Below are 24,096 nucleotides of genomic sequence, written 5' to 3' on the forward strand. Positions count from 1 at the left end.
GCTCGGCGTGCAGCACGCTGTTTGACGTGGAGGGGGCAAAGTGTCGTTTCTAGCCGTGGCTCCCGACTGGGTGACGGCGGCGGCAGCGGATCTGGAAAGCATCGGTTCGGCGTTGAACGCGGCCAATGCCGCCGCGGCCCTTCCGACCACTGGCATCGCCACCGCCGCAGCTGACGAGGTCTCGACCGCGGTCGCAGCGCTGTTCTCCGGATTCGGTCGCGAATATCAGGCTCTGAACACCCAGCTCAGCGCGTTTCAGCAGCAGTTTCAGCTGCTGCTGGGTTCGGCGGCGGGGTCGTATGCGACGGCCGAGGCAGCAGCCAGCGTGCCGCTGCTTGACGGCGTACTAGGTGTGATCAACGCGCCTACCCAGTTGCTGTTGGGACGTCCGCTGATCGGTGACGGAGCGGCGGGGACGGCCGCGAGTCCGAACGGCGGGGCCGGCGGGATTTTGTGGGGCAGCGGCGGCGCCGGTTATTCCCAGTCTGGTGCGGGGGTGCCTGGTGGGAATGGCGGCTCGGCCGGACTTATCGGCAACGGAGGAGCCGGTGGTAGTGCCGGGGCCACCGCGACCGGCGGGGCCGGTGGGAACGGCGGATGGCTCTACGGCAACGCCGGGCCTGGGGGCGTCGGAGGCAGTTTAGGCGGGGCAGGCGGTGCCGGCGGGGTGGCCTACCTGCTGGGTTCGGGTGGCAATGGCGGCCCCGGCGGCCTTACCGACAATTTGGCCTTACCGCGCGGGTATGGCGGCACCGGCGGGCACGGCGGCGCGATCTTTGGCAATCACGGTTTCAGCGGCGCCGGTTGGGACGGCAGGAGCGTTGCGATGCCGACCCTGGTTGGCACCGAGCCGGTGGTCAATATGTCGGTCAACGGCGGACCCTCGGCCCCCATCCTGGTCGACACCGGGTCCGCCGGGCTGGTTCTTCAACCCCAAGATGTCGGCGGGCTGCCCGGTTTGCTGCGGATGGGCATTCCGACCGGGATCAACATCAGCGGCTACAGCGGTGGCCTGACCTACATCTACGCCAGCTGGCCGACGACGGTGGACTTCGGAAACGGCATCGTCACCGCGCCCACCAACGTCAATGTCGTCCTGTTCTCGCTCCCGACGACTCCATTTGCCATCAACGCCTACTTCACCGAGTTCTTGAAGAACCCGTTCACCACCCCGTTCGATGCTTACTTCGCATCCGCCGGTGTGGACGGCGTGTTGGGCGTCGGCCCGAACGCGGTCGGACCGGGCCCGAGCATTCCAAACCTGGCATTGCCGGGCAACCTCAACCAGGGCGTGCTCATTGACATGTACAACGAGAAGTTGCACTTCGGCCCCAACCCGGGGCCGCAGAACTTCGTCGTTCCCGGCGGATCTCCGATCACCACCCTGTGGATGTCGACAGATAACGGCGCGACTCGCATACCGGTCCCATCGATCATCGACTCTGGCGGCGTGTATGGCACCATGCCGTCGGCTGCGATTGGCGGCGCCTCGAGCCTGCCGGCGGGCAATTACCAGTTCTACACAACCGAGGCCGGCCCAGACATGCTGTATGAATTCAACTCAACGCAATACAAGCCGACGGTCATTTCGTCAGGCCTGATGAACACCGGGTTCAAACCGTTCTTTGACCAACCCATCTACATCGACTTCACCACACCCGGTGGCAGGACAATCGCCAACAACTAGCGCGCCTCGAATAACGTTGCCACACCGCTAGTTCGGGACCTGTCGGCACCCGCCGATAGAGTCAGCTCCATGTTGCAGACGATCGCGGTGCGCGGCTACCGCTCCCTGCGCGAGATCGTGCTGCCGCTGGGCCGGCTGTCCGTGGTCACCGGCGCCAACGGCACCGGGAAATCGTCGGTGTACCGCGCGCTGCGCCTGCTGGCCGATTGCGGCCGTGGCGAAGTGATCGGCTCGCTCGCGCGCGAGGGCGGGCTGGAGTCGGTGCTGTGGGCCGGGCCCGAGCAGCTGGGCGGCGCACGCAAGCAAGGCAAGACACAGGGCACCGTGCGCACTCGCCCGGTTTCGCTCGAACTCGGTTTCGCCGCAGATGATTTCGGCTATCTGGTCGACCTCGGCGTACCTCAGACCTCGGAATGCCTGACTGCCTTCACCCGCGACCCGGAGATCAAGCGGGAGGCATTGTTCGTCGGCCCGGTGCTGCGGCGCGCCACCACGTTGGTGCGTCGCACCCGCGAATTCGCCGAAGTCAGTAGCGATTTCGGCGGTGGGTTCGACGAGCTGTGCCGAAACTTGCCGTCCTACCGCAGCGTGCTGGCCGAATATGCGCACCCGCAAGCACTTCCAGAGCTTGCCGCCGTGCGCGAAAGGCTCCGGGGGTGGCGCTTCTACGACGGCTTCAGGGTTGACGCCGCCGCACCCGCGCGACTACCGCAGGTCGGCACCCGCACTCCGGTGCTCTCCGATGACGGCGCCGACTTGGCCGCGGCCATCCAGACGATCATCGAGGCGGGATTCGACGACCTGAGCCGAATCGTCGCCGACGCGTTCGACGGTGCCACCGTCTCCGTCGACGTCAACAGCGGTCTGTTCGACCTGCAGCTGCACCAGCGCGGCATGCTGCGGCCACTGCGCGCGGCCGAATTGTCCGATGGCACACTGCGATTCCTGCTGTGGGCCGCCGCTTTGCTCAGCCCGCAACGGCCGTCACTGATGGTGCTCAACGAACCGGAAACGTCATTGCACCCCAGCCTGGTCGGCCCGCTGGCTTCGCTGATCCGCGTCGCGGCCGACCATACCCAGGTCATCGTCGTCACGCACTCCCGTTCGCTGCTCGAATTCCTCGACAGCGCGGACACCGCGGAGATCGAACTGTACAAGGATTTTGGCGAGACCCGCATCACGGGCCAGAGTTTGCTGACGACGCCGCCGTGGGACTGGGGCAAGCGGTAGCCGGAGCCCCCCGCATCCATGATTTGCGTGCAATGTGTGCATTCCATGCAAATATGGGAGGCATGGCCAATCAGTTAGGTCTGCGCGAACGTCGCCGCCGGCAGACCAGCGCGGACATCCGCGGTGCCGCCGTGCGCCTGGCGCAAGCCAGGGGTTGGGACAAGGTCACCATCGAGGAAATCTGCGTCCAGGCGGGTATCTCCACCCGCACTTTCTTCAACTACTTCCCCAACAAGGAAGCCGCCATCGCCTACGGTCCCTCGGACCTGCCGGCCGAGTTGGCCGCCGATTTCGTCGCCGCCGGACCTGCCCCGTATTCGGCGGTTCTGGCCGAGTTGATCACCTTGGCTGCCCACCATCTGCGGGACATGCCCCCGCAGCGTGAACAGGCGGTTTGCATGCTCGACCTGGCGAAAACCACCCCGGCGGTCTTGGCGGCATTCCTGGCGGACCTCGAACGTTTTCAGACGCAGTTGACCGACATCGTCGCCAAACGCCAGGGGATGCCGTCCGACGACGAGATTGCAGCGCTGATTGCCGCGTTGGCGTTGACGGCCGTGCGTTCGGGCATCGAACGGTGGTCGAGCAGCGAACCTGAGGACGCCGACGACACGCCGATGCCCTACGTCGAGCGGGCTGCCGCACTGGTCAACAGCATTTTTTCGGGATAACGGCGTGACCGAAAACACATGAACTTGCATGATCTGCAAAATATGCAGATCATGTACTGATGGTCCGGCGCTCTTTTCTCGCGAGCCGAACCACACAGCGAAAAACCCGGCCGGAAATCACAGCCAGGTTCGACTCGCGAAACGGGCCTCGAAAAGGGGCTCTGCCCCAACCCCCGCAATTGATGTTCGAAAACATCGAAGACTTTGTAGCGCAAAGGATCACCTAGGTGCAGATGGCAAGGATTGTGCGCGATGCCTGGTTGCCGCTGCTGATCGTGGCGGTGGTGGCGATCGGTGGATTCACCGTGCACCGGGTCAAGTCGTTCTTCGTCGCTGAGAATGCCGACACCCTCACCAGTCCGAAAGTCGACGACTCCAAACCCTTCAAACCCAAGGTCGTCAAGTACGAGGTCTTTGGCTCCGCGTCGCACGCGAACGTGAACTACCTGGACCTCAGTGCAGAACCGCAGCGCCGTGACGACACGCCGCTGCCCTGGACCCTGGTGCTGAGCACGACCGCACCTTCGGTCTTCCCGAACATTTCGGCGCAGAGCGACGGCAATTACCTCGGCTGTCGCATCACCGTCGACGACGAAGTCAAAGACGAGCAAATCTCCCACGGCGTGCACGCCCTGACCTCCTGCTTGGTGAAATCCGCATGAGCACGATCACCGAACCCGCCCGGCCCGACAACGCCGACACCGCGCCCATCCCCAAACACGCTGCGCGCCCTGCCATCCCACACTTCCTGCGCAAATTCGCCGTTCCCGTCATCATCGGCTGGATCGCGCTGATCGCGGTACTCAACGTCGTCGTCCCGCAGCTGGACGAAGTCGGGAAGATGCGCTCGGTCTCGATGAGCCCCGACGACGCCCAATCCGTCATCGCCACCAAGCGCGTCGGTGAGGTCTTCAAGGAGTACAAGTCCAACAGCTCGGTGATGATCGTGCTGGAGGGCCAAAATGCACTCGGCGCCGACGCGCATGCCTTCTACGACCAGATCGTCAAGAAGCTCGAGGCTGACAAAGACCACGTCGAGCACGTTCAGGACTTTTGGAGCGATCCGCTTACCGGCGCGGGTGCCCAGAGCAACGACGGCAAGGCCGCCTACGTCCAGGTCTATCTCGTCGGAAACATGGGCGAGTCAAAGGCCAACGACTCGGTTGAGGCGGTCCAGCACATCGTCGAAAGCGTGACGCCGCCCAATGGTGTCAAGGCCTTCGTCACCGGCCCGTCGGCTTTGGAGGCCGACCAGCATCTGGCCGGTGACCGCAGTCTGCAAGTGATCACGGGAGCAACCTTCGTCGTGATCATCGCAATGCTGCTGATGGTCTACCGCTCGATCGTCACGGTGCTGCTCACGCTGGGGATGGTGGTGTTCGAACTGGCCGCCGCTCGCGGCGTGGTCGCCTTCCTCGGTTATCACCAAGTCATCGGCCTCTCCACCTTCGCCACGAACCTGTTGGTCACGTTGGCCATTGCGGCCGCAACCGACTATGCGATCTTCTTGATCGGCCGATATCAGGAAGCCAGAGCCGTCGGAGAATCCCGAGAAGACGCCTACTACACCATGTTCCACGGCACCGCACACGTGGTGCTCGGCTCGGGCATGACGATCGCGGGTGCGACGTTCTGCCTGCATTTCACCAACCTGCCGTACTTCCAGACGTTGGGCGTCCCACTGGCCATCGGCATGGTGGTCGTTGTCCTCGCGGCGCTGACGCTGGGTCCCGCGGTCATCTCGGTGGCCTCGCGCTTCCGTCAGACACTCGAACCCAAGCGCGCACAGCGGATTCGCGGCTGGCGCAAGGTCGGTGCCGCCGTCGTGCGCTGGCCCGGGCCGATCCTGGTCATGACCATCGGGATCGCACTTGTCGGCCTGCTCACCCTGCCCGGGTATCGGACCAACTACAACGACCGCAACTACTTACCCGATGATTTGCCGGCCAACGCCGGCTACGCAGCCGCCGACCGGCACTTCTCCAAGGCTCGGATGAATCCCGAGTTGTTGATGATCGAAAGTGACCACGATCTACGCAATTCCGCGGACTTCCTGGTGATCGACAAGATTGCCAAAGCAATCTTCCGGGTTCCGGGAATCAGTCGGGTGCAGGCGATTACCCGCCCCGAAGGCAAGCCGATCGAACACACCTCGATTCCGTTCCAGATCAGCATGCAAGGCGTCAGCCAGCAGATGACGCAGAAGTACCAAGAAGATCAGATCGCCGACATGCTCAAGCAGTCCGATGAGATGCAGACGACCATCGACAGCATGGTGCAGATGCAGGACATCACCACTCAGATGGCCAACGACATGCACATCATGGTCGGCAAGATGCACGCAATGACGCTCGATGTCGCCGAATTGCGGGATCACATGGCGGATTTCGAGGATTTCTTCCGCCCCATCCGTGCCTACTTCTACTGGGAGAAGCACTGCTTCGACATCCCGGTGTGCTGGTCGTTGCGGTCCGTCTTCGACGCGCTCGATGGCGTCGATCTGATGACCGATGACATCCAGAGCTTGATGCCGATCATGGATCACCTCGACACCCTGATGCCGCGGATGGTGGCGCTGATGCCCGAGATGATCCAGAACATGAAGAACATGAAAACGATGATGCTGACCATGTATTCGACCCAGAAGGGTCTGCTGGAACAGCAGCAGCGTGCGCAACGCGACTCATCGGCGATGGGTAGGGCGTTCGACGCGTCGCGCAACGACGACTCGTTCTACCTGCCGCCGGAGACTTTCGAGAACGCGGAGTTCAAGAAGGGTATGAAGAACTTCATATCTCCCGACGGCCACGCGGTGCGGTTCATCATCAGCCACGACGGCGATCCGATGTCCGCAGAAGGCATTTCGCATATCGACGCCATTAAGAAGGCCGCCTACGAGTCGCTCAAGGGCACGCCGATGGAGGGCTCCAAGATCCTGCTCGGCGGCACCGCGGCCACCTTCAAGGACATGCGGGACGGCAGCAACTACGACTTGTTGATCGCCGGAATCGCTTCCATGTGCTTGATTTTCATCATCATGCTGGTCCTTACGCGCAGCGTGGTGGCCTCGGCGGTGATCGTGGGTACCGTATTGCTTTCGCTGGGAGCATCTTTCGGGCTTTCAGTGCTCATCTGGCAGCATCTGATCGGTATCGAACTGCACTGGATGGTGCTCGCTATGTCGGTCATCATCCTGCTGGCGGTCGGCGCCGACTACAACCTGCTGCTGGTCTCCCGCTTCAAGGAAGAGATCCACGCCGGCCTCAACACCGGCATCATCCGGGCGATGGGCGGCACCGGGTCGGTGGTGACGTCGGCTGGGCTCGTGTTCGCATTCACGATGATGACGATGGCGGTCAGCGAACTGATCGTGATCGGCCAGGTTGGCACCACGATCGGCCTGGGCCTGCTGTTCGACACCCTGATCGTGCGGTCACTGATGACACCCTCGATCGCGGCCCTGCTGGGTAAGTGGTTCTGGTGGCCGCAACGCGTCCGGCAGCGTCCGGTCCCCTCCCCCTGGCCCACGCCGACGGGAGCGCACGCCAAGAAGGACTCCGAAAAGGACGAAGCGCTGACTTCGGTGTGATCCTCCGCGCGCACACCCCGGCGCGAGCGTCCGCTTAGGTACAGCTCCGACGGCGTGTCACCGTGCAGACACGCGCGCTCGCCGCGTCAGCGTCGCGCTCGCCGCGTCAGCGCACGACGTCGAACACCGCCGCGGCCGACGTCACGGCCTTGTCCCCGTTGCCCTCGTCGTGCAACAGCATGCGTACCCCGACGCGTCCGGGGCCGGGATGCGCGGTGCCCTCAACCCGGAACGGGCCCACCTTGCCGCGGGACATGAACATCACATGCCAGCTGATCACCTGTAGCTTCCTTGTGCCGGCGACGTCGGCGGCCAGGTCGATGGCCGCGGTTTCCAGGACCACGTGCTGGGGCCCGATGTGCAGGGCCGCATCCGGCGAGGCGTATTCGGCGCTGAGCGGTGGCAGCACCCAGTGACCGTCGTCGCGCCGATGAGCGCCGAAAGCCGCCCACAGCGGCGGCAGGTCGGGTGAGTCTTCGATCACCAGCTCGGTGCCCGAAACATCCATCCGGCCAAGGCCTTCCGGCGGAATTCCGATGACGGCACCCTGGCCTTCGTTGAACGCGACGACCCGGTCCGGGTTGTCGGCGTCGACGATTTTGCAGCGTCCGTAACCCATCGTCCGGCCCTGGTGCACGATGCCGGACTCGACGATCTCGACGCGGCTGACGTCATAGCCGGGGTCGACGATCTGCACCGACGCGATGACCGGATTGGGCACCGCGACCATGTCGGTCTGACAGCCCTCCGGTGATGAGATGGCGAGTGGCGCAACCATGATTCCGCCCGCCTCGTTGCGCATGTCCCGGCGGATGCTGACGGTGTTGTCGACATCCCCGAGGTCCATCGAGGAGTGCTTGCGCCCGATGTAGCGGTAGCTGAGCAGGCCGGTCCAGCGGCGGTACAGCTCGTCGCGGTACGCATCGGCGTCGCCGCGCAGCTCACGGATGTCTCGCAGTCGATCGCCCGAGTCGGCCATGCCGATGACGCTATACAAAAACGGGCACAAGTGTCACGCTCGACAGCGTGGGTGATCTCGGGACGGATACGCAGACCGTGTTCACCTTCTGCCGGTACTGCCTAGCCTCGTGCGGTGTCGCGGTCAGCGTCGAAGGCAACCGGGTGCGCAAGATATCGGCCGACAAGCAAAACCCGCACAGTTGGCAGGACTTCTGCGCCAAGGGCCGCAACGCCGCCCAACTCGTCGAACATCCACGCCGAATTCAGGTCCCGATGCGCCGGGTGGGTGAGAAGTACGTGGAAGCGACTTGGGACGAGGCGATTTCGGATATCGCCGCCCGGATGACGGCGCTGATCGACGCTGACGGTCCAGACGCCGTCGCCGCCTACTACGGCAATCCGGCCGGCTATTCGTCGTCGAACCTAATCTTCATGAACGGCTGGCTGGACGCCGTCGGAACCCAAAACCGTTACGCCGTAGGCTCCGTCGACCAGAACGCGCTGCACGTCGTGGCCGAGGCCATGTACGGGTCGTCGATCATGGTGCCCGTCTCCGACATCGACAATTGCGACTACTTTCTGCTTGTCGGCGCCAATCCCGCAGTGAGCGCCTGGAATTGGGTCGAAACCGTGCCCGGCGGCTGGCAGCGGGCACTGGCCCGGCAAAAGCAGGGCGCCAAGATCGTCGTGGTCGACCCGTTGCGCACCGAGTCCGCCGACAAAGCCGACGTCCATCTCGCCGTCAAGCCGGGCCAGGACTGGGCGCTGCTGTTGGCGATGGTCAAGATCATCCTCGATGAGGGCTTGGAGCACCGCGAAGACTGCGCCCAACTCACCACGGGTATGCCGGAGTTGCGCGACCTCGTCGCCGCAGCTGACCTCGACGATCTCGCAGCTCGTTGCGGACTACCTCGCGTTCAAATTGAAGCCACAGCAAGAGAATTCGCAACCGCAATGGCGGCGATGGTGGTGACCCGGACCGGAATCTCGCTGCACGTGTCGGGCACCGTGGGCGAATGGTTGGGCCACGTGCTCAATGTGATCACCGGACGGATGGACCGCCCTGGCGGTCGCCGCTTCGAACCCGGTTATATCGACGCGCTGAAACTCACCGCGACCGTGAAGCCGTCTGGGCATCGCAGTCGGTTGACCGGTCGGGCGATGGTGGCCGGCGCACATGCGTTGAGCGAATTGCCCGCCGAGATCACCACTCCCGGCCCGGGTCAGATCCGCGCCATGGTAATCAACTCCGGCAACCCGGTCATTTCCGGACCGGACGGCGCGGCGCTGGACCAGGCGCTGTCGCAACTGGACCTGTTGGTGGCCATCGACTTCGTGCAGCGCGAAAGCCACCGCCACGCGCACTGGCTGCTACCCGCGGTGCACTGGCTCGAACGGGATGACCTACTGGCGCTGACCAGCAATATGCACGACGAACCCTACGTGCAGTACGGCGTGCGGGCAGTGCAGCCACCACCCGGCGCACGCGAGGAGTGGCGCATTTTCGTCGATTTGGCGCTGGCGATGGATGCGCCGCTGTTCGGGGTGAAGGGCATCAACGCGTTCGTCAAGGCCACTCGGCGCCTCGCCGCCCTCACCCGCCGTCCCCCGCTGGCCTTCTCACCGCACTGGATCGACCGCATGATCGTCGCTATGTCGCGAAAAGTGAACGGCCGCAAGGTGAAATGGCGCGACCTGATGTCCCATCCACACGGCATGGTGCTCGGCCCCCGCGAATACGGCCACTTTGCGGCGGCGCTGCGCACCGAGGACAAGCGCGTCCATATCGCGCCGGCGGACCTGGTAGCGCGAGCGGCGGAGTTGCTCGCCGCGCCGCCGCCCCAAGTCCCGCCCGGCTTCCCATTTCAAGTCGGCAACCGCCGTCACCGCCATTCCATGAACTCGTTTCTCAACGATCTTCCCGGACTGCATCCAGGCGGTAAGGGCAGCCTGGTGCTGATTCATCCTGCCGATGCGGCCGAACACGAAATCGGCGACGGGGATCTGGTGCGGATGTCCTCACCGGTTGGTGCGGTCGAGGTGCGGGCCGTACTGAGCGAGCGCCCTCGACGCGGGTTGATCGTGCTAGATCATGGTTGGGGATCGCGGATTTTCGACCCGCGTGGCGACGCGGCCCCGCGGTCCTTCGGGGTGAACCGCAATCTGCTGATCGACGGTGGACCGGTGGATCCGCTGTCCCAGACGCCGGCGATGAGCTCCAGTTATGTTGCGGTCGAGCCAATTCGGCCTAATGAACACACAGTCAGACCCTGAGCACGTCGGCATCCACGGCCCCGCCGTCGCGACGGTGCGCGTCAGGAAGGCGTCGGCGACGAATCATATGGACCAGCACCAATACCGAGGCCAGGGCCGCATAGACGCACCATAGGGAGGCGAATGCCTGGGTCAGAAGTATGGCCACCACCACGAGTCCCACCAGATTCAACGCGCCGAAGGCGATGATCGACGGGTATCCGGACAGCAATGCCGGCCCGATTACCGCGATGATGTACAGACCCGTCCACACCACGCCGTATTGCATTGCGGTCTGATATTCCAACGCGTGGTGGTGTTTTACCACTGTGACGGGCTGCGTCAGCACAACGTAGGCCAAATAGCATGACACCACCGCACCGAGCGCGACAAACGGCGCCACCCGCAGCCGCGCGCCGCGCGGTTCGAGCAGCACAATCGAAAGCGGCAACAGCGTCGGCAATAGCGCCATCGCAATGAAAAGATATGCGCGCACCGCGAGGTGAATCACCCCCGACGAGATGTCGCTGTCCGAACTAGGCCACACAGCGTCCTCGATGAATTGGTGAACGGCGAAAACCGTTGGAAGTAGCGCGAACGGCAACTCCCGCCAGTGCTTTACCTCGCGCAGTGACAGAACGGCGATCGGCACCAGCGCCGCGCCAGCTACCAGGTCGGCGGTCGCCGAAAAACACATGGTGTGAGTGTTCCCGGTTACCTACGGTGCAAACCAGTAGGTCAACCGCTGCTCAGTCGGCAGGCGCACGAGGCGCGAATCGGCACGTCGGCGCGCGCCGCTGCCAGCGCGAATTGCTGGCCGATAATCGCGGCTTCGGCTGCGCGACCAAGCCTACGCAGGCACTCGTGATAGCCGTGCAAGCTCCACACGTTGTTCGGATGCTGGCAACACCGGGCCAGGGCGGGGTCCAGACCGAGATCCGCCGCGTACACGTCGGCCGCCTCCGCAACGTGCCCCTGCTCGAGCAGCAGCGCACCGTAAGCGTGGCGAGTAGGTTGCATCCACGCCCAGGGCTCGTCGTAGGGAAGCGCGTCGTCAAGCTCGATCGCGCGCCTCAGGTGAGCGAAGGCTTCGTCGAAAAGCTGCTCACGGTAAGCGATTTCACCATCGAGCATGGCACCGGCCACCGCGAGGATGTCGCGGCTGGTGTTATTGAACAGGTAGCGCGATTCCGGTATCCGCTGATAGGCCTCGGCGAACGCGGCCCGTTCGGCATGCGCCCGGGCCAGTTGACCGGTTGCCGCGTAGGCAATGCCGCGTCCGTAGTGGACGGTCGTCGCGGTAGTGCAGTACAGATCCCGGTCGGCAGGCGGCGATTGCGCGATCAATTCATCCCATCGGCCGAACCGCACCAGCACGTGTGTCCGCAATGGAACGAACGCCTCGAGCCAATCAGCCATCGGCGGCGATTGGATCGCCAGCAGTTCGGGTGTCAGCTGAGCGGCGAGTTCGTCGGCAGCCTGAAGTGCGATCCGCGATTGTCCTTGAAACATGGCCGAATACACGATGAAGTGCAGATCGTGCGCGCGGTACAGCGAGTAGAAGTTCAACGGACCCGACCGGCTGACGAAGCGTCGATCCGCCTGTACCGCAGCCTGATTCGCCTCTACAGAACTGCGGTAATCACCGCAGAGCACGTCGATGTGGCTCGGCATGTGCTCGAGGTGGCCCGCGTCGGGGACCAAGCCGCGCAACAGGTCAGCGGCCGGCAGGGCGACCTCCGGTGTCGCCGACATCTCCATGGTGTGCAGGTACAGGTGCAGGATCCCGGGGTGGGCGCGGCCCGCCGGTTCGGCGAGCGCATCCTCGAGGATCGACCGCGCCTGCACTACCCGCGAACCCGCGGCGGGCTCGCCGGTGGAGGTGTTCCACAATGCCCATGCCGTGACGTTGACAAGTGCATCGGCAGCCAACGCTTGCACGTCGAGATCCCGTGGGTGCTTTGCCGCCAGCGCCGACATCGCATCGGCGTAGGCGAGGCGTCCCGCGTCCAGGTCGTCTGCGAAGCGGGTTTGCAGCGCCGCGATCAGTCCGCGCTCGACGGCACTGGCCTGGCCTTGGGCCGCCAGCGCAAGTTCGGCACGCGCGCGGCTCAGTGAGGCGGCCAAGTCGGCGGGGTCGAATGCGTCCCAGGCCTTGTTGTAGTTCGGACCCACCGCATAGGCGATGCCCCAGCGCGCAATGGCCAGGTCCGGGTCGAATTCCAGCGCCTGCTCGAAACAGCGGATCGCCTCTTCGTGGTTGAACGCGTAGGCCCACACCAGGCCGCGGTCAAACCAGACCTGCGCCGATGGCGACGACGTTTCCACCGGCCGGTGGTAGGAACCGAGGTCGTAGTACTGATCGTCGGCGGTCATGTCGAAATCGTGAGCGCAATCTTGCCGACGTGCTCCCCCGCCCGCATCAGGCGCAGCGCCTCGTCGAGATCGTGCCAGTCGACGACGTGGCTGATATGGGGTTTGATACCGGCTTCGGCAATTACTTCGCACACTTCGCGGTGTGCGCGCACACTACCGACGGTGATCCCGACAATCCGCAGGTTGTTCAGCATCACCTCGGCCACCGCGATCTCCGCCATGTCGAACCCGCTGAGCACGCCGATCACCGCGATCGTGCCCCCCATGCGCGCCGAGTGCAGCGACTTTGCCAGTGTGGCGGGACCGCCGAGCTCGACCACCAGGTGAGCGCCATTCCCGCCGGTGAGTCGCTTGACCTCCGCATCCCAATCCGGGGTGCTGCGGTAATTGATGAGATGTGTTGCCCCCAAGCCGGATCCGACTTTGAGCTTGTCGTCGGAGGACGACGTCAGAATCGTGGTCGCGCCCATCGCTTGGGCTAACTGCACGGCAAACAGCGAGACCCCGCCGGTGCCCTGTGTCACCACCACGTCGCCTGCCCCAATGTGGGCTTCCCGCAACGCACTCCAGGCCGTCACGGCGGCACACGGAATCGTCGCCGCCTCGACGTCGCTTAGGTGGTCGGGGGTGCGGACCAGGCCGGCCACTTCGGCGACACGGTACTGCTGCAGCCAACCGTCGCAGGTGTCGCCGGGCAACACCCGCTTGTGCTGCGGTGTCGGCGGGCCGTCCGGCCAGCCGGGGTGAAACGCTCCCATCACGCGGTCACCTACGCGCCACTGGCCGACGTCTTGGCCAACCGCCACCACCTCGCCCGCCCCGTCGCTCATCGGCACCCGCGGCCACGGACCGGGAAGCAGCCCCATCAGATTGATGTTGTCGTGGAAGTTCAGGCTGGACGCGTTCACCTTGACCAGCACCTGCCCGGGACCTGGTGCCTCGACCGCCCTTTCGGCCGGCACCGGAGCCACCCCGGGTCCGTTCATCACCATTGCCGTCTGACGGTCGGGAATACTCATGCGCGACTTAGCCTTTCGACGATGACGGCCCGGGCGGCACGGCCTTCCGGGGCGGGCAGCAACGGATAGACATGCAGCAGACCCGCCTGCTCGCGGTAATCGACGTTCAGCCCTGCGGCAGCAGCCTTTTCGGCGAGCAAGCGGGCGTCGGGATTGAGGATGTCCCGCGTCCCGCTGAATATGGACAGCGGGCCCAACCCGGCGAGGTCGGCCGCAAGCGGGCTGACCCGCGGATCGTCAACCGGCAGGTCACCGCGCCACCGGTCGGCGAAGACCCGCAGCGCATCGCGCCCCAGCCACGGGTCGCTCGGTTCGACCTCGTCGATCAGCGGGTTACTCAGAGACACGTCCAGGATCGGCGAAATCAAAATGGTGCTCGGACACACCATGCCATGTTCGTCGCGCAGCGAAAGCGCCGACGACAGGGCAATCTGCCCACCCGCGGAATCACCGACCAAACAGACGCCGGGATGCTGGGCCGCTATGTCGACGATGACGGGCAAGACTTCGGCCGCACTGGCGAACGGTATCAGCGGATAGATCGGAATGATGACCGTGGCATGCGCCTTGGCGGCGATCTGAGCTGCCAATTCCCAATGCGGCACGGCGATTTCGTTGACCCAACCGCCGCCGTGCAGGTAGATGACGGTGCGTTCGGGCGGGTCGGCTTTCGGCGTCAGCGTGTAGATGGGCCAGCCCGACCGACGCTCCAGCTGCAGGGTCACTTTCGGGCGCAGTCGCGGCGGCGGGCCAAAGGGCTGCGGATGCTGTGCCCGCAATTCGAGATGCGCGTGAGCGGATTCAGCGCTGGCATACGGTTTGTCCCGGCCCGTCAGACGCAGCATCGTGGGCATCGCGCGGCTTCTCCAACTGGTCATCGCCGCGGTGCCTCCGGCAACGGTTCCCACTGCGCTGCCACCGAACCGCTCCAGCGCGGCTCACGGCGCTGCAGAAACGCCTCCACGCCCTCGCGGGCGTTCGGACCGCCCATTACCCGGTGGTGCAGTTGCGTCTCCAAGTCCGCGACCTGACGCGGTGTGTAGCCGCGGATCATCGTGTCCCAGAGCAGTCGTTTGCTCAACGCCGCCGACATCGGCGCCACGTTGGCCGCGATGTCGCGGGCGACTGCCATCGCATGGTCGAGGACCTCTGATCCCGGAATCGCGCGGGTGGCTATGCCCAGTGCCACCGCCTCAGCACCGTCGAACGTTCGGCCGGTCAGCAACAACTCGGCGGCCACCGCCCCGCCCACCAGGTGCGGCAACGTCCAGTGCGACATGCAGTCCGCTATGACGCCCCGCCGTACTTGTGCCACAGCGTATTTGGCGTCGCGGGCCATGATCCGGATGTCGGCCTGCAGCGCGATGGTCAAGCCTATTCCGATCGCATGTCCGTTGACAGCGGCGATGACCGGTGTGCGCAGTTCGAACGCCGCCGGGTCGGTCGGCGCGGCAGTGAAGGCAGCGTCGGCAGGCTCATCGAAAGGGCTTGTCTGGGTGGAGAAGTCGGCGCCGGCACAAAACGTTTCCCCCGCGCCGGTCAACACGATCGCTCGTACCCGGTCATCGTCATCGCAGTCCCGGTATGCCCGGTTGAGCAGCGTGCCCATCTGCGCGGTGTAGGCGTTGCGTCGCTGCGGACGGTTGAGGGTCAGTAGCGCGACACCATCGGCGATCGCCACGGTGAGATCGGCTCGCATTTCGGCAAATTTACTCGGTTCAACGGGTCGCGACTTGGGCACTACGGTCGGGCACTATCGTGGGCGCATGAAAGAGCGCTCGGAATGAGTGTCCAACTTTTGGACACCGACTACCTCGTGGTGGGTGCCGGAGCAATGGGGATGGCGTTCACCGACACCGTCATCACCGAATCTGACGCACGTGTCGTCGTCGTGGACCGCGCCCACCAGCCAGGTGGCCACTGGACCACCGCCTACCCGTTCGTGCGGCTGCACCAACCGTCGGCGTACTACGGGATCAACTCAAGGGCGTTGGGCAACAACACCATTGACAGCGTCGGATGGAACCAAGGTCTGAATGAACTTGCCCCGGTGGGCGAAATCTGCTCGTACTTCGACGCTGTGATGCAACAACAATTCCTGCCCACCGGGCGCGTGGAGTACTTCCCGATGACCGAGTATCTCGGTGATGACCGGTTCCGTACCCTGGCCGGCACCGAATACGCCGTCAACGTCAAGCGCCGCACCGTCGATGCCACCTACCTGCGTGCCGTCGTCCCATCCATGCGCCCCGCCCCCTACGCCGTCGCCCCGGGCATCCATTGCATCCCGCCAAACGATCTGCCCAGGTTCGGCGCGCGGGAACGGTATGTGATCGTCGGTGCCGGCAAGACCGGCATGGACGTGTGCCTGTGGTTGCTGCGTCACGGCGTCGACCCCGCTCGGCTGACGTGGATCATGCCGCGTGATTCCTGGCTGATGGACCGGGCAACGCTGCAGCCGGGTCCGTCGTTCATCAAGCGGTTCCGCGACAACTACGGTGCCACGCTCGAGGCGATCGAGGCCGCGACATCGGTCGAAGACCTGTTCGACCGACTGGAGGCTGGCGGCACGCTGCTGCGCCTCGATCCCTCGGTGCGGCCCCGCATGTATCGGTGTGCCACGGTGTCGCAACCCGAATATGAGCAGCTGCGTCGAATCGACGACATCATCCGGATGGGCCACGTCCAGCGCATCGAGCCCACCGCAATCGTGCTCGACGAAGGATCCATCACCTCCTCGCCGTCCGCCCTCTACATCGATTGTTCCGCCGACGGCGCCCCAGAACGCCCCGCCACACCGGTTTTCGACGGCGGCCAGCTGACGCTGCAGGCGGTGCGCGGCTGCCAGCAGGTGTTCAGCGCCGCGTTCATCGCGCACGTGGAGTGCGCCTACGACGGGGACGCGGTGAAAAACGAACTCTGCACTCCTATTCCGCACCCCGACCGCGATGTGGACTGGCTGCGCCTGACGCACTCCGACCTACGCAACTTCGCGCGTTGGCTCGACGATCCCGAATTGACCGATTGGCTGAGTTCGGCGCGGCTGAACCTGCTCGCCGACCTGCTGCCGCCGCTGTCGCACAAGCCGCGGGTGCGCGATCGGGTGGTGTCGATGTTCCAGAAGAAGCTGAATACGGCCAGCGAGCAACTGGAGATGCTGCTCAGCGAAGCCACGGCAGTGCAACGCTAGGAGAATCGTGCGGCCGAATTCCGATGTGGAAGCGCCCCTGGCCCCGGTGCCGGACGAGGGCTATGTCTACCAAACCGGTTGGCGGCTGGCCACTTCCGACATCGACGAGCACCGCAGGCTGCGCCTGGACGGCGTTGCGCGCTACATCCAGGAGGTCGGGGCCGAGCACCTCGCCGACGCGGGACTGGCCGAAGTCCATCCGCACTGGATCGTGCTGCGCACCGTCATCGACGTCATCGAGCCGATCGAGATACCCAGTGACATCACCTTCCGGCGTTGGTGTGCGGGATTGTCCAGTAGATGGTGCAACATGCGCGTGCAACTCGTGGGCGCAGCCGGTGGTCGCATCGAGACCGAAGGCTTCTGGATCTGCATGAACAAGGACACCTTGACGCCCTCGCGGTTAACCGATTACTGCACAGAACGTTTCGGCAGTACCACCGACAACCACCGGCTCAAGTGGCGACCGTGGGTAACCGAGCCGATCGAGGACGGTGTGGAGATACCATTTCCGCTGCGCCGCACCGATATCGACCTGTTCGAGCATGTCAACAACACCATCTACTGGCACGGGGTGCACGAAATCCTGGGCCAGGTCCCCGAATTGGAGAACAATCCCTACCGCGCGGTGCTCGAATACCGCAGTCCCATCAAGTACGGCGAAGTCCTCAGCATCCGTTCCGAAGCACAGGGCGATGCGGTGCGGTTGGACTTCATGGTCGGCGACGACGTCCGCGCGGCGGCACTGGTGCGCAAGATCTAGTTCCGCCCGATCGAGTTCAGCCCCACCGCCGGTACTCCATCTGCGGCCCGCGCGCGCAATGGGTGGGCTAATCCGTGCAGCGCTGTGAGATCCGTCCTGGCGTGGGTATGCGTTAGTTGGTTGGTCAGCGCAACGAAAGGGAGAGACCCGTGCCCAACGTTTTCATCGAACCGCGGCCTAAAGGCCGTGATGGAGAACCTATTTCTCACTACGTTGTCGAAGATCATGCGGATAGTGTTCTTGCCGAGTTGGAGACCCAGCAGGAAGCCATCGCGTGGGCGAAGGAAAAGGGGCATACACCTCACGTCGCCCGGGTCAGGCACCTTAGCGACAAAAAGAAACCCGACCAATGGAGGTCGATCTAGGAACAACGCCCGGCCCAAAGTTGCTGCGGCCGCAGCGAAGTCGGATATCGCCCCGCCATGCGGGTTTCATGAGCGGAGAAATTCCAGCACGTCGGCATTGATCGTCTCAGCGTGCGTGGTGATCATCCCGTGCGGGAAATCGTCGTAAGTCTTCAGGACTCCGTTGCGCAACAACTTCGCCGACAACGGTCCGGCAGCCTGATACGGCACGATCTGATCGTCCTTGCTGTGCATCACCAGCACCGGCAGCGTGATCTGCTCGAGGTCTTCGGTGAAATCCGTCTGGGAGAACGCGACGATGCCGTCATAGTGCGCCTTGGCGCCGCCCGCCATCCCCTGTCGCCACCAGTTGGCGATGTTGGCTTCGGAGCTTTCAACCCCGGGCCGGTTGAAGCCGTAAAAGGGTCCCGACGGCAGCGCCCGGTAGAACTCGGACCGGTTGGCCGCCAACTGTGCTTGCAGGTCGTCGAATACCTGTTTGGCGAGACCAAGCGGGTTTGCGCCGGTCTTTACCATCAACGGCGGAACCGCGCTGATGAGAACGGCTTTGCTGGCCCGGCTCTCGCCATGACGAGCCAGATAGTGGACTACCTCGCCACCTCCGGTGGAGTGTCCGATGTGCACGACGTCGTGCAGGTCCAGGTGCTCGACGACCGCGGCGAGGTCGTCGGCATAGTGATCCATGTCGTGTCCGTCGGCGACCTGTGCGGAACGCCCGTGTCCGCGTCGATCGTGCGCGACGACCCGGTAACCGTTGGCCAGAAAGAACAGCAATTGGGCATCCCAGTCATCTGACGACAACGGCCAGCCGTGGCTGAACACGATGGGCTGCCCCGATCCCCAGTCCTTGAAGAAGATCTCGACGCCATCGCCGGTGGTGATCGTCGGCATGGGCAAACCTTTCGACGCGCAACAACGGGCTTCTGACTATCCCACGATCCAAGCCACGGTCTACTCGGAGGCGAAGTCCGGCAGTGGGCGCTGACAGACGGCATGGGCTTCCTGCGCCGTGAGACCGAACAGGCGCAGCACGTTTTCGGTTGCCGTGTCGGCGGCCGCGGCGCCGTCGCGGTGCGGATCTTCGCGCAGCAGCGCGCCCAGCCCCAGCAATGCACCACCGGCCATCGCCAACGCCAGCTCCGGATCGTCAACCTCAAAGCGCCCGGCATGCACACCTGCCTTGATGTCGCGCAACGCGCGTGGCGCCAAACCACGGTCGGACGACAGCAGCGCCAACCCGCTGGCCAGCAGAATCTTGCTCTCCTCCGGACGCTGCCGAAACAGCCGACCAGTGAGCCTAAAGCTGGTGGCGAACGTTTCGGCGGGGTCTTCGATCGACGCGGTCAGCCGGTCCAGCAACGCACCGTGCGCGTCGAGCACATCGGCGACGGCCGCCTCGAACAGTTGCTCCTTGCTGTCGAAGTGGTTGTAGAACGACCCCATGCCGACGTCGGCAGCCTGGGTGATCTCCAGGACGGGGACGTTGACCTTGCCCTCGGCTATCAACCGTTGCGCGGCCCGCACCAGCGCTGCCCTGGTGCGCTGTTTGCGTCGCTCCGAACGGCCGGTGCCATCGCTTGCAGTGGTCACCCGAGCAGTATGCCTCATTTCTGAGGAATTCGTCAGAAACCTTGACGCGCGGGTTCTGTATATGTGACGATTTCGTCAGTTAGTTCTTGAGATCGGTGGTAGATGTGATCGACGCCCAGACGGATGCGCATCGGGACTTACACAGCGAGCGGGGTGCGCGGCCCGGCGAACATTGCGGGCGAAGCAAGAATCCAGTAATCAAGGTCGTCGACATAGCCTGGCTGGAATTCGAAAAGCCGGATCTGACCCGGTGCGAAGCGTTCGCCCGCGCCTTCGGATTTCAAACCGCGCATCGCGGTCCCGACCGAATTGCGTTGCGCGGCACCGACGCCGGTGCGCCGTGTGTGATCGTGCGGCGCGGCGAGCGATCCCGCTTCAGCGCCGTGGCGTTTCGCGCCCGCGACGAGGTCGACGTGCTGCGACTGGCCGACAAATCGGGTGTCCCCGCTCGTCCCCTACCGGAAGCCATGGGTGGTTTGTCGGTCGACCTGGTCGACCCCGCTGGCACCCGGGTGCGGGTAGTCGCCGGCATGCACCGCCTACCCGGGCTACCCGGACAAGCACCGCATACCTTCAACTTCGGTCCAACCGTCGTGCGTGCCAACATGACTCAGCGACCCGCACGGGTACCCGCCCGCGTGCAGCGGCTCGGACACCTGGTGTTGCAGTCGACCAAGTACCTGCAGTCCCTGAATTGGTACCTGGATAACCTCGGCATGATCGTCAGCGACTTTCAGTACTTCCCGGGTCAGCGCGAACGTGGCCCGACGATGAGCTTCATTCGCTGCGACCGCGGGTCCATGCCCACCGACCACCACACGCTGGCGCTGGCATTGGGTCCGGCAAACCGGTACCTGCATTCGGCCTACCAGGTCAGCGACCTCGACGCCCTGGCCGCCGGTGGCGAATACCTGCGCGAGCGAGGCTATTTCCGCTCCTGGGGAATCGGCCGCCATATCCAGGGCAGCCAGATTTTCGATTATTGGCGTGACCCGGACGGCTTCCTGGTCGAGCACTTCACCGACGGCGACTTGTTCGACAACACGCTTGAGCCGGGTTGGGCGCCCCTGACCGCTTCCGGTCTGGCCCAATGGGGACCGCCAGCCACCAGAGACTTCCTCGGCACCAATGCGAAATCGGCACGACACGAGGTGGTTTCCATGATCGGTGCGCTTCGACAACGAAACGAGTTCGATGTCAACCGCTTGATCGGTCTACTGAAGGTGCCCAGCGCATGACCATCTCGATACTGCACACCACCGACTCTTGGTGGGTCGAAACCCCAACCGGCGCGGTAAAAGTCGCTACCGCCGCAACCAGTACCGCGCAGCTTCTCGGCGACCGGGCTGCCATCGAGGCCGCGCTGGAGAGCAGCGACACCGTCCCCGTGGACAGCCTGAAGCTGATCTCACCGGTGACGCGGCCCTGCCGGGTGGTAGCGCAGATGACCAACTTCGAGTCCCATGTGAAAGACGCCGGCATGGACCCGACGTCGATCCCGCTGACCTTCTTCCGGAAAGCCTCCGCATCAATCTGTGGGCCGTTCGACGACATCGTCAAGCCCGCACACGTCCAGCTGCTCGATTACGAAGTCGAAATCGGGCTGGTGATCGGACACCCAATCCCGGTCGGTACCAGCATTTCTGATACAAATCTTGCGGACTTCATCGCCGGTCTGGTCGTCACCAACGACGTGTCAGCCCGCGACATCCAGTTGCCGCAAACCCAGTTCTACGAAGCCAAGTCTTACCCGACTTTTACCCCCGTCGGACCAAAACTGTTGCTGCTCAATGCCAACGAGCTCAAGCGCTTCGGCGACCTTCGACTGCGTCTGCAGGTGAACGGCGAGGAAAGGCAGAACGCACTGGTCGAGGGCGACATGCTGTACCGACCGCTGCAGGCGCTGCAATCGCTCACCGCGTTTCAGGAATTGGCCCCCGGCGACCTGATTCTCACCGGCACGCCGATCGGAACCGCGTTGAGTGCACCGCCCAAGCCGGTAGAGATCATCGGTAATCTGTTGCCCCCGGCGGTGAAGTGGAAGGCGTTCTTCAAGCGCCAAGCCGGCAATACCAAGTACCTACAACACGGCGACGTAGTCGAGGCCTCGGTGGCAACCGCCGACGGAGCCCTCGACCTCGGCGTCCAGCGCAACGTAGTGCGATACACGTGACCGGCGGGCAGATCCGGCAGGTGCCGGTGGTGATCGTCGGCGCCGGACCCACCGGCATCACCGCGGCCACCCTGCTGGCGCAGTACGGCGTGGACAGCCTGATTCTCGAACGCTGGCCAGAGGTGTACCCGCAGCCGAGGGCGGTCCACCTTGATGACGAGATATGCCGTGTTATCGCGCGTCTTGGGATAGCCGATGAGTTCGCCGCGATTTCGCGGCCGACCTTAGGGTTGCGGCTTCTGGACCGTCAATTCAACGTGCTGGCCGAGTTTCACCGCGACGCCGCTCAAAGTGTCCACGGGTACCCGCAGGCCAATATGTTCGACCAGCCGGAATTGGAAAAACTGTTGCGGGACAACCTACAACGCTATCCAAACGTCGAGCTGCGCGGCGGTGCGGACGTCACCGCACTGAGTAGCGAGCACGGCGGTGTCCAGGTGACCTTCACCGACCGCACTGACAACACGGTGCACCGCGTCACGGCTGACTATGTCTTGGGATGCGACGGGGCAAACAGCTTGGTGCGCAACCATATCGGCGCTGCCATGCAGGATCTGAGATTCAATCAGCGTTGGCTCGTGGTGGATATCGCCACCGAAGCGGATCTGCGGCAGTGGGATGGTGTCTACCAGGTGTGCGACCCTGCGCGCGCCGGCACTTATATGCGCATCGGAGAGTCGCGGTACCGCTGGGAGTTTCGTCTGCTCGCCGGCGAGAGTGCCGCCGACTTCGGCACTCTGGCCGCGCTGAACCCACTCATTGCGCCCTGGACCGGCCGCGTTCCGGACAGCGCGTTGTCGCTGTTGCGCGTGGCCGAGTACACCTTCCGCGCGCAGATCGCCGATCGGTGGCGTTGCGACAATATCTTCATCCTCGGTGACGCCGCGCACTTGACTCCCCCGTTCATCGGGCAAGGCATGGGCGCGGGTATGCGCGACGCGATGAACCTCAGCTGGAAGATCGCGGCAGTCCATAACGGCCGACTTGCCGCGCAACTTGCTGGACAAGCGCTCGACACTTATCAGCGGGAGCGCAAACGGCATGTGCGACAGCTGATTCAGCTGGCGTTGGCCATCGGATGGTCGATGACCGGCGGCGGGCATTTGGGCGATCTGGTACGTCGTGCTGTGGTGCCCAAACTCAGACTGATTCCAGGGCTGCGAAATAGGATCCTCGACTCCACCACACCTTCGTTGTGCCGCTCCGTGCTCGTCGAGAAGTCCCGCTCCCATCGCGGACTGGCCGGGACGTTGTGCCCAAATCCCTTGCTGCTCAGGGGCGACCGTCTTGATGACGTTGCCGGTGCCGGTTTTGCCCTGATCACCCGAGGCGCGCTGAGTGCAACCGATGAAGCGATGCTGCGCGCACGCGAGGTGGTCACGGTTGTAGCAGAGGCCGACGGAGAACTCGATATGTGGTTGCGCCGCAGCGAAGTGGCGGCGGCGCTGATCCGGCCCGATCGGACGGTGATGCGAGCCGACCGCGATGTTACGGCTGTTTGCCGTTGTGCTGCAACGACTCTGGCCGTGCGGGAGACAACACAGCCAGTACCGGAAACGTGTCGGTAGCCGGTACATCGCGGGGGTACCCGGCCCGTGTAAAGCGCACGAGCTTCGCTACGAGTCTGGGAAAGGCTCGGCTTACCAACATCCCTTACTCCTTGCCATGTGCGTTACGTAACAGCGTAGCTGGATTCCCGTGCTGTGCCGGATTAAAACACTGGTCACAGGCTCGCTACCGGCCCCGGGGTGACTCAGCCCACAGGTTTGAGTTCTCCGCCGTTCGGAAACCCTGTTGTCGCGGGGGGATTCAGGACCAACACCGGTAAGAAAATCCTTGTGTTGCCCGGCTCCCCAGTCATGTAAAAGAGCAAGCAGGAGGTAGTCATGGCGGAGAAGAGTGGACCCCAAGAGGCTGTCGAGGGCGTCGTCGAAGGCGTCAAGGGCAAGGCCAAGGAAGTCATCGGTGCCGTGACCGGCCGTGACGACGTCAAGCGTGAGGGCCAGGCCCAGCAGGACAAGGGCGACGCCCAGCGCGACGCAGCCAAGAAGGAAGCTGAAGCGGACGCCGCTCGCGGCGGCGCCGAGGCTGCCGAGCAGCGCCAGAAGGCGAATCAGTAGTTAGACGCGGCGATGGGCCCAGTTCCAACGGGGACTGGGCCCATTTGCTTGTCCAGACTGGTTAATCCGCTCGTTAATCCGCTAGCGTCGCGATCCGGGTCTCCGCTAGG

General features: G+C 64.0%; 20 protein-coding genes and 1 pseudogene. 12 read left to right on the plus strand and 9 right to left on the minus strand.

Annotated elements, in window-relative coordinates; translation table 11 throughout:
- Positions 1-40: 40 nt before the first annotated feature.
- The 5 genes from A5634_RS10195 to A5634_RS10215 all read left to right on the plus strand — a co-directional run bounded on the left by A5634_RS10195 (position 41) and on the right by A5634_RS10215 (position 7,177).
- Positions 41-1,687 (plus strand): PecA family PE domain-processing aspartic protease, encoded by a 1,647-nt coding sequence (locus tag A5634_RS10195; RefSeq protein WP_065143926.1) that lies wholly within the window; start codon positions 41-43, stop codon positions 1,685-1,687.
- A 69-nt stretch (positions 1,688-1,756) separates the two neighbouring features.
- Positions 1,757-2,917, plus strand: coding sequence for an AAA family ATPase (locus tag A5634_RS10200; protein WP_065143927.1), 1,161 nt, complete (start codon positions 1,757-1,759; stop codon positions 2,915-2,917).
- A gap of 62 nt (positions 2,918-2,979) precedes the next feature.
- Entirely contained in the window at positions 2,980-3,588 is a 609-nt protein-coding gene (locus A5634_RS10205; RefSeq protein ID WP_065143928.1) for a TetR/AcrR family transcriptional regulator, read from the plus strand.
- A gap of 233 nt (positions 3,589-3,821) precedes the next feature.
- On the plus strand, positions 3,822-4,250 hold the full coding sequence (locus A5634_RS10210; RefSeq protein ID WP_065143929.1) for an MmpS family transport accessory protein: 429 nt from the start codon (positions 3,822-3,824) through the stop codon (positions 4,248-4,250).
- The gene (locus A5634_RS10215; protein WP_065143930.1) at positions 4,247-7,177 is read left to right on the plus strand and encodes an RND family transporter; all 2,931 of its coding nucleotides are present in this window, start codon (positions 4,247-4,249) and stop codon (positions 7,175-7,177) included. Before A5634_RS10210 ends, A5634_RS10215 begins: the two co-directional genes overlap by 4 nt.
- Positions 7,178-7,283: 106 nt before the next feature.
- Here A5634_RS10215 and A5634_RS10220 read toward each other — a convergent pair whose 3' ends face one another.
- On the minus strand, positions 7,284-8,156 hold the full coding sequence (locus A5634_RS10220; RefSeq protein WP_065143931.1) for a hypothetical protein: 873 nt from the start codon (positions 8,154-8,156) through the stop codon (positions 7,284-7,286).
- A gap of 47 nt (positions 8,157-8,203) precedes the next feature.
- Between A5634_RS10220 and A5634_RS10225 the strand changes: the two genes are divergently transcribed.
- Positions 8,204-10,411, plus strand: coding sequence for a molybdopterin-containing oxidoreductase family protein (locus A5634_RS10225; RefSeq protein WP_065143932.1), 2,208 nt, complete (start codon positions 8,204-8,206; stop codon positions 10,409-10,411).
- On the opposite strand, the gene A5634_RS10230 is transcribed toward A5634_RS10225, so the two are convergent.
- The 5 genes from A5634_RS10230 to A5634_RS10250 are packed head-to-tail and all read right to left on the minus strand — an operon-like array spanning position 10,401 to position 15,484.
- Positions 10,401-11,087 carry a DUF6629 family protein gene (locus A5634_RS10230; protein ID WP_065143933.1) on the minus strand — a complete coding sequence of 229 codons (687 nt, stop codon included), beginning with the start codon at positions 11,085-11,087 and terminating at the stop codon, positions 10,401-10,403. The two genes, A5634_RS10225 and A5634_RS10230, sit on opposite strands and share 11 nt — an antisense overlap.
- 41 nt (positions 11,088-11,128) lie before the next feature.
- Positions 11,129-12,766 carry a tetratricopeptide repeat protein gene (locus tag A5634_RS10235; RefSeq protein WP_065143934.1) on the minus strand — a complete coding sequence of 546 codons (1,638 nt, stop codon included), beginning with the start codon at positions 12,764-12,766 and terminating at the stop codon, positions 11,129-11,131.
- Positions 12,763-13,785: a zinc-dependent alcohol dehydrogenase family protein gene (locus A5634_RS10240; protein WP_081290331.1), complete on the minus strand. Its 1,023-nt coding sequence runs from the start codon at positions 13,783-13,785 to the stop codon at positions 12,763-12,765. Before A5634_RS10240 ends, A5634_RS10235 begins: the two co-directional genes overlap by 4 nt.
- Positions 13,782-14,639, minus strand: a complete 858-nt coding sequence (locus A5634_RS10245) for an alpha/beta hydrolase fold domain-containing protein (protein WP_253861538.1) — start codon at positions 14,637-14,639, stop codon at positions 13,782-13,784. Before A5634_RS10245 ends, A5634_RS10240 begins: the two co-directional genes overlap by 4 nt.
- Before the next feature lie 20 nt (positions 14,640-14,659).
- Positions 14,660-15,484, minus strand: coding sequence for an enoyl-CoA hydratase/isomerase family protein (locus tag A5634_RS10250; RefSeq protein ID WP_065143935.1), 825 nt, complete (start codon positions 15,482-15,484; stop codon positions 14,660-14,662).
- An 84-nt stretch (positions 15,485-15,568) separates the two neighbouring features.
- Between A5634_RS10250 and A5634_RS10255 the strand changes: the two genes are divergently transcribed.
- Complete coding sequence (locus A5634_RS10255) at positions 15,569-16,975, plus strand: NAD(P)-binding protein (RefSeq protein ID WP_065143936.1); 1,407 nt, start codon at positions 15,569-15,571, stop codon at positions 16,973-16,975.
- Positions 16,976-16,982: 7 nt separating this feature from the next.
- Complete coding sequence (locus A5634_RS10260; RefSeq protein ID WP_065143937.1) at positions 16,983-17,738, plus strand: acyl-[acyl-carrier-protein] thioesterase; 756 nt, start codon at positions 16,983-16,985, stop codon at positions 17,736-17,738.
- Positions 17,739-18,169: 431 nt separating this feature from the next.
- On the opposite strand, the gene A5634_RS10270 is transcribed toward A5634_RS10260, so the two are convergent.
- Both A5634_RS10270 and A5634_RS10275 read right to left on the minus strand, forming a co-directional pair.
- Positions 18,170-18,994: an alpha/beta fold hydrolase gene (locus tag A5634_RS10270; RefSeq protein ID WP_065143939.1), complete on the minus strand. Its 825-nt coding sequence runs from the start codon at positions 18,992-18,994 to the stop codon at positions 18,170-18,172.
- A gap of 60 nt (positions 18,995-19,054) precedes the next feature.
- Positions 19,055-19,711, minus strand: coding sequence for a TetR/AcrR family transcriptional regulator (locus tag A5634_RS10275; protein ID WP_081290333.1), 657 nt, complete (start codon positions 19,709-19,711; stop codon positions 19,055-19,057).
- Positions 19,712-19,800: 89 nt separating this feature from the next.
- On the opposite strand from A5634_RS10275, the gene A5634_RS10280 reads away from it, so the two are divergent.
- The 3 genes from A5634_RS10280 to A5634_RS10290 are packed head-to-tail and all read left to right on the plus strand — an operon-like array spanning position 19,801 to position 23,434.
- Positions 19,801-20,931, plus strand: a complete 1,131-nt coding sequence (locus A5634_RS10280; RefSeq protein WP_065143947.1) for a VOC family protein — start codon at positions 19,801-19,803, stop codon at positions 20,929-20,931.
- The gene (locus A5634_RS10285; RefSeq protein WP_065143940.1) at positions 20,928-21,866 is read left to right on the plus strand and encodes a fumarylacetoacetate hydrolase family protein; all 939 of its coding nucleotides are present in this window, start codon (positions 20,928-20,930) and stop codon (positions 21,864-21,866) included. Before A5634_RS10280 ends, A5634_RS10285 begins: the two co-directional genes overlap by 4 nt.
- A complete protein-coding gene (locus tag A5634_RS10290; protein WP_065143941.1) occupies positions 21,863-23,434 on the plus strand; it encodes a bifunctional 3-(3-hydroxy-phenyl)propionate/3-hydroxycinnamic acid hydroxylase MhpA in 1,572 nt (523 codons plus the stop codon). The genes A5634_RS10285 and A5634_RS10290 overlap by 4 nt, the downstream gene beginning before the upstream one ends.
- Positions 23,435-23,441: 7 nt before the next feature.
- On the opposite strand, the pseudogene A5634_RS30110 reads toward A5634_RS10290, so the two are convergent.
- Positions 23,442-23,516, minus strand: a pseudogene (locus A5634_RS30110) (hypothetical protein); the annotation flags it as partial.
- 236 nt (positions 23,517-23,752) lie between these two features.
- Between A5634_RS30110 and mbp1 the strand changes: the two are divergent.
- The gene (gene mbp1 / locus A5634_RS10295) at positions 23,753-23,986 is read left to right on the plus strand and encodes a microaggregate-binding protein 1 (RefSeq protein ID WP_065143942.1); all 234 of its coding nucleotides are present in this window, start codon (positions 23,753-23,755) and stop codon (positions 23,984-23,986) included.
- Positions 23,987-24,096 lie beyond the last annotated feature (110 nt).

The sequence above is a fragment of the Mycobacterium asiaticum genome (genome assembly GCF_001673365.1).
In the GTDB taxonomy this organism is placed as follows: Bacteria; Actinomycetota; Actinomycetes; order Mycobacteriales; family Mycobacteriaceae; genus Mycobacterium; species Mycobacterium asiaticum_A.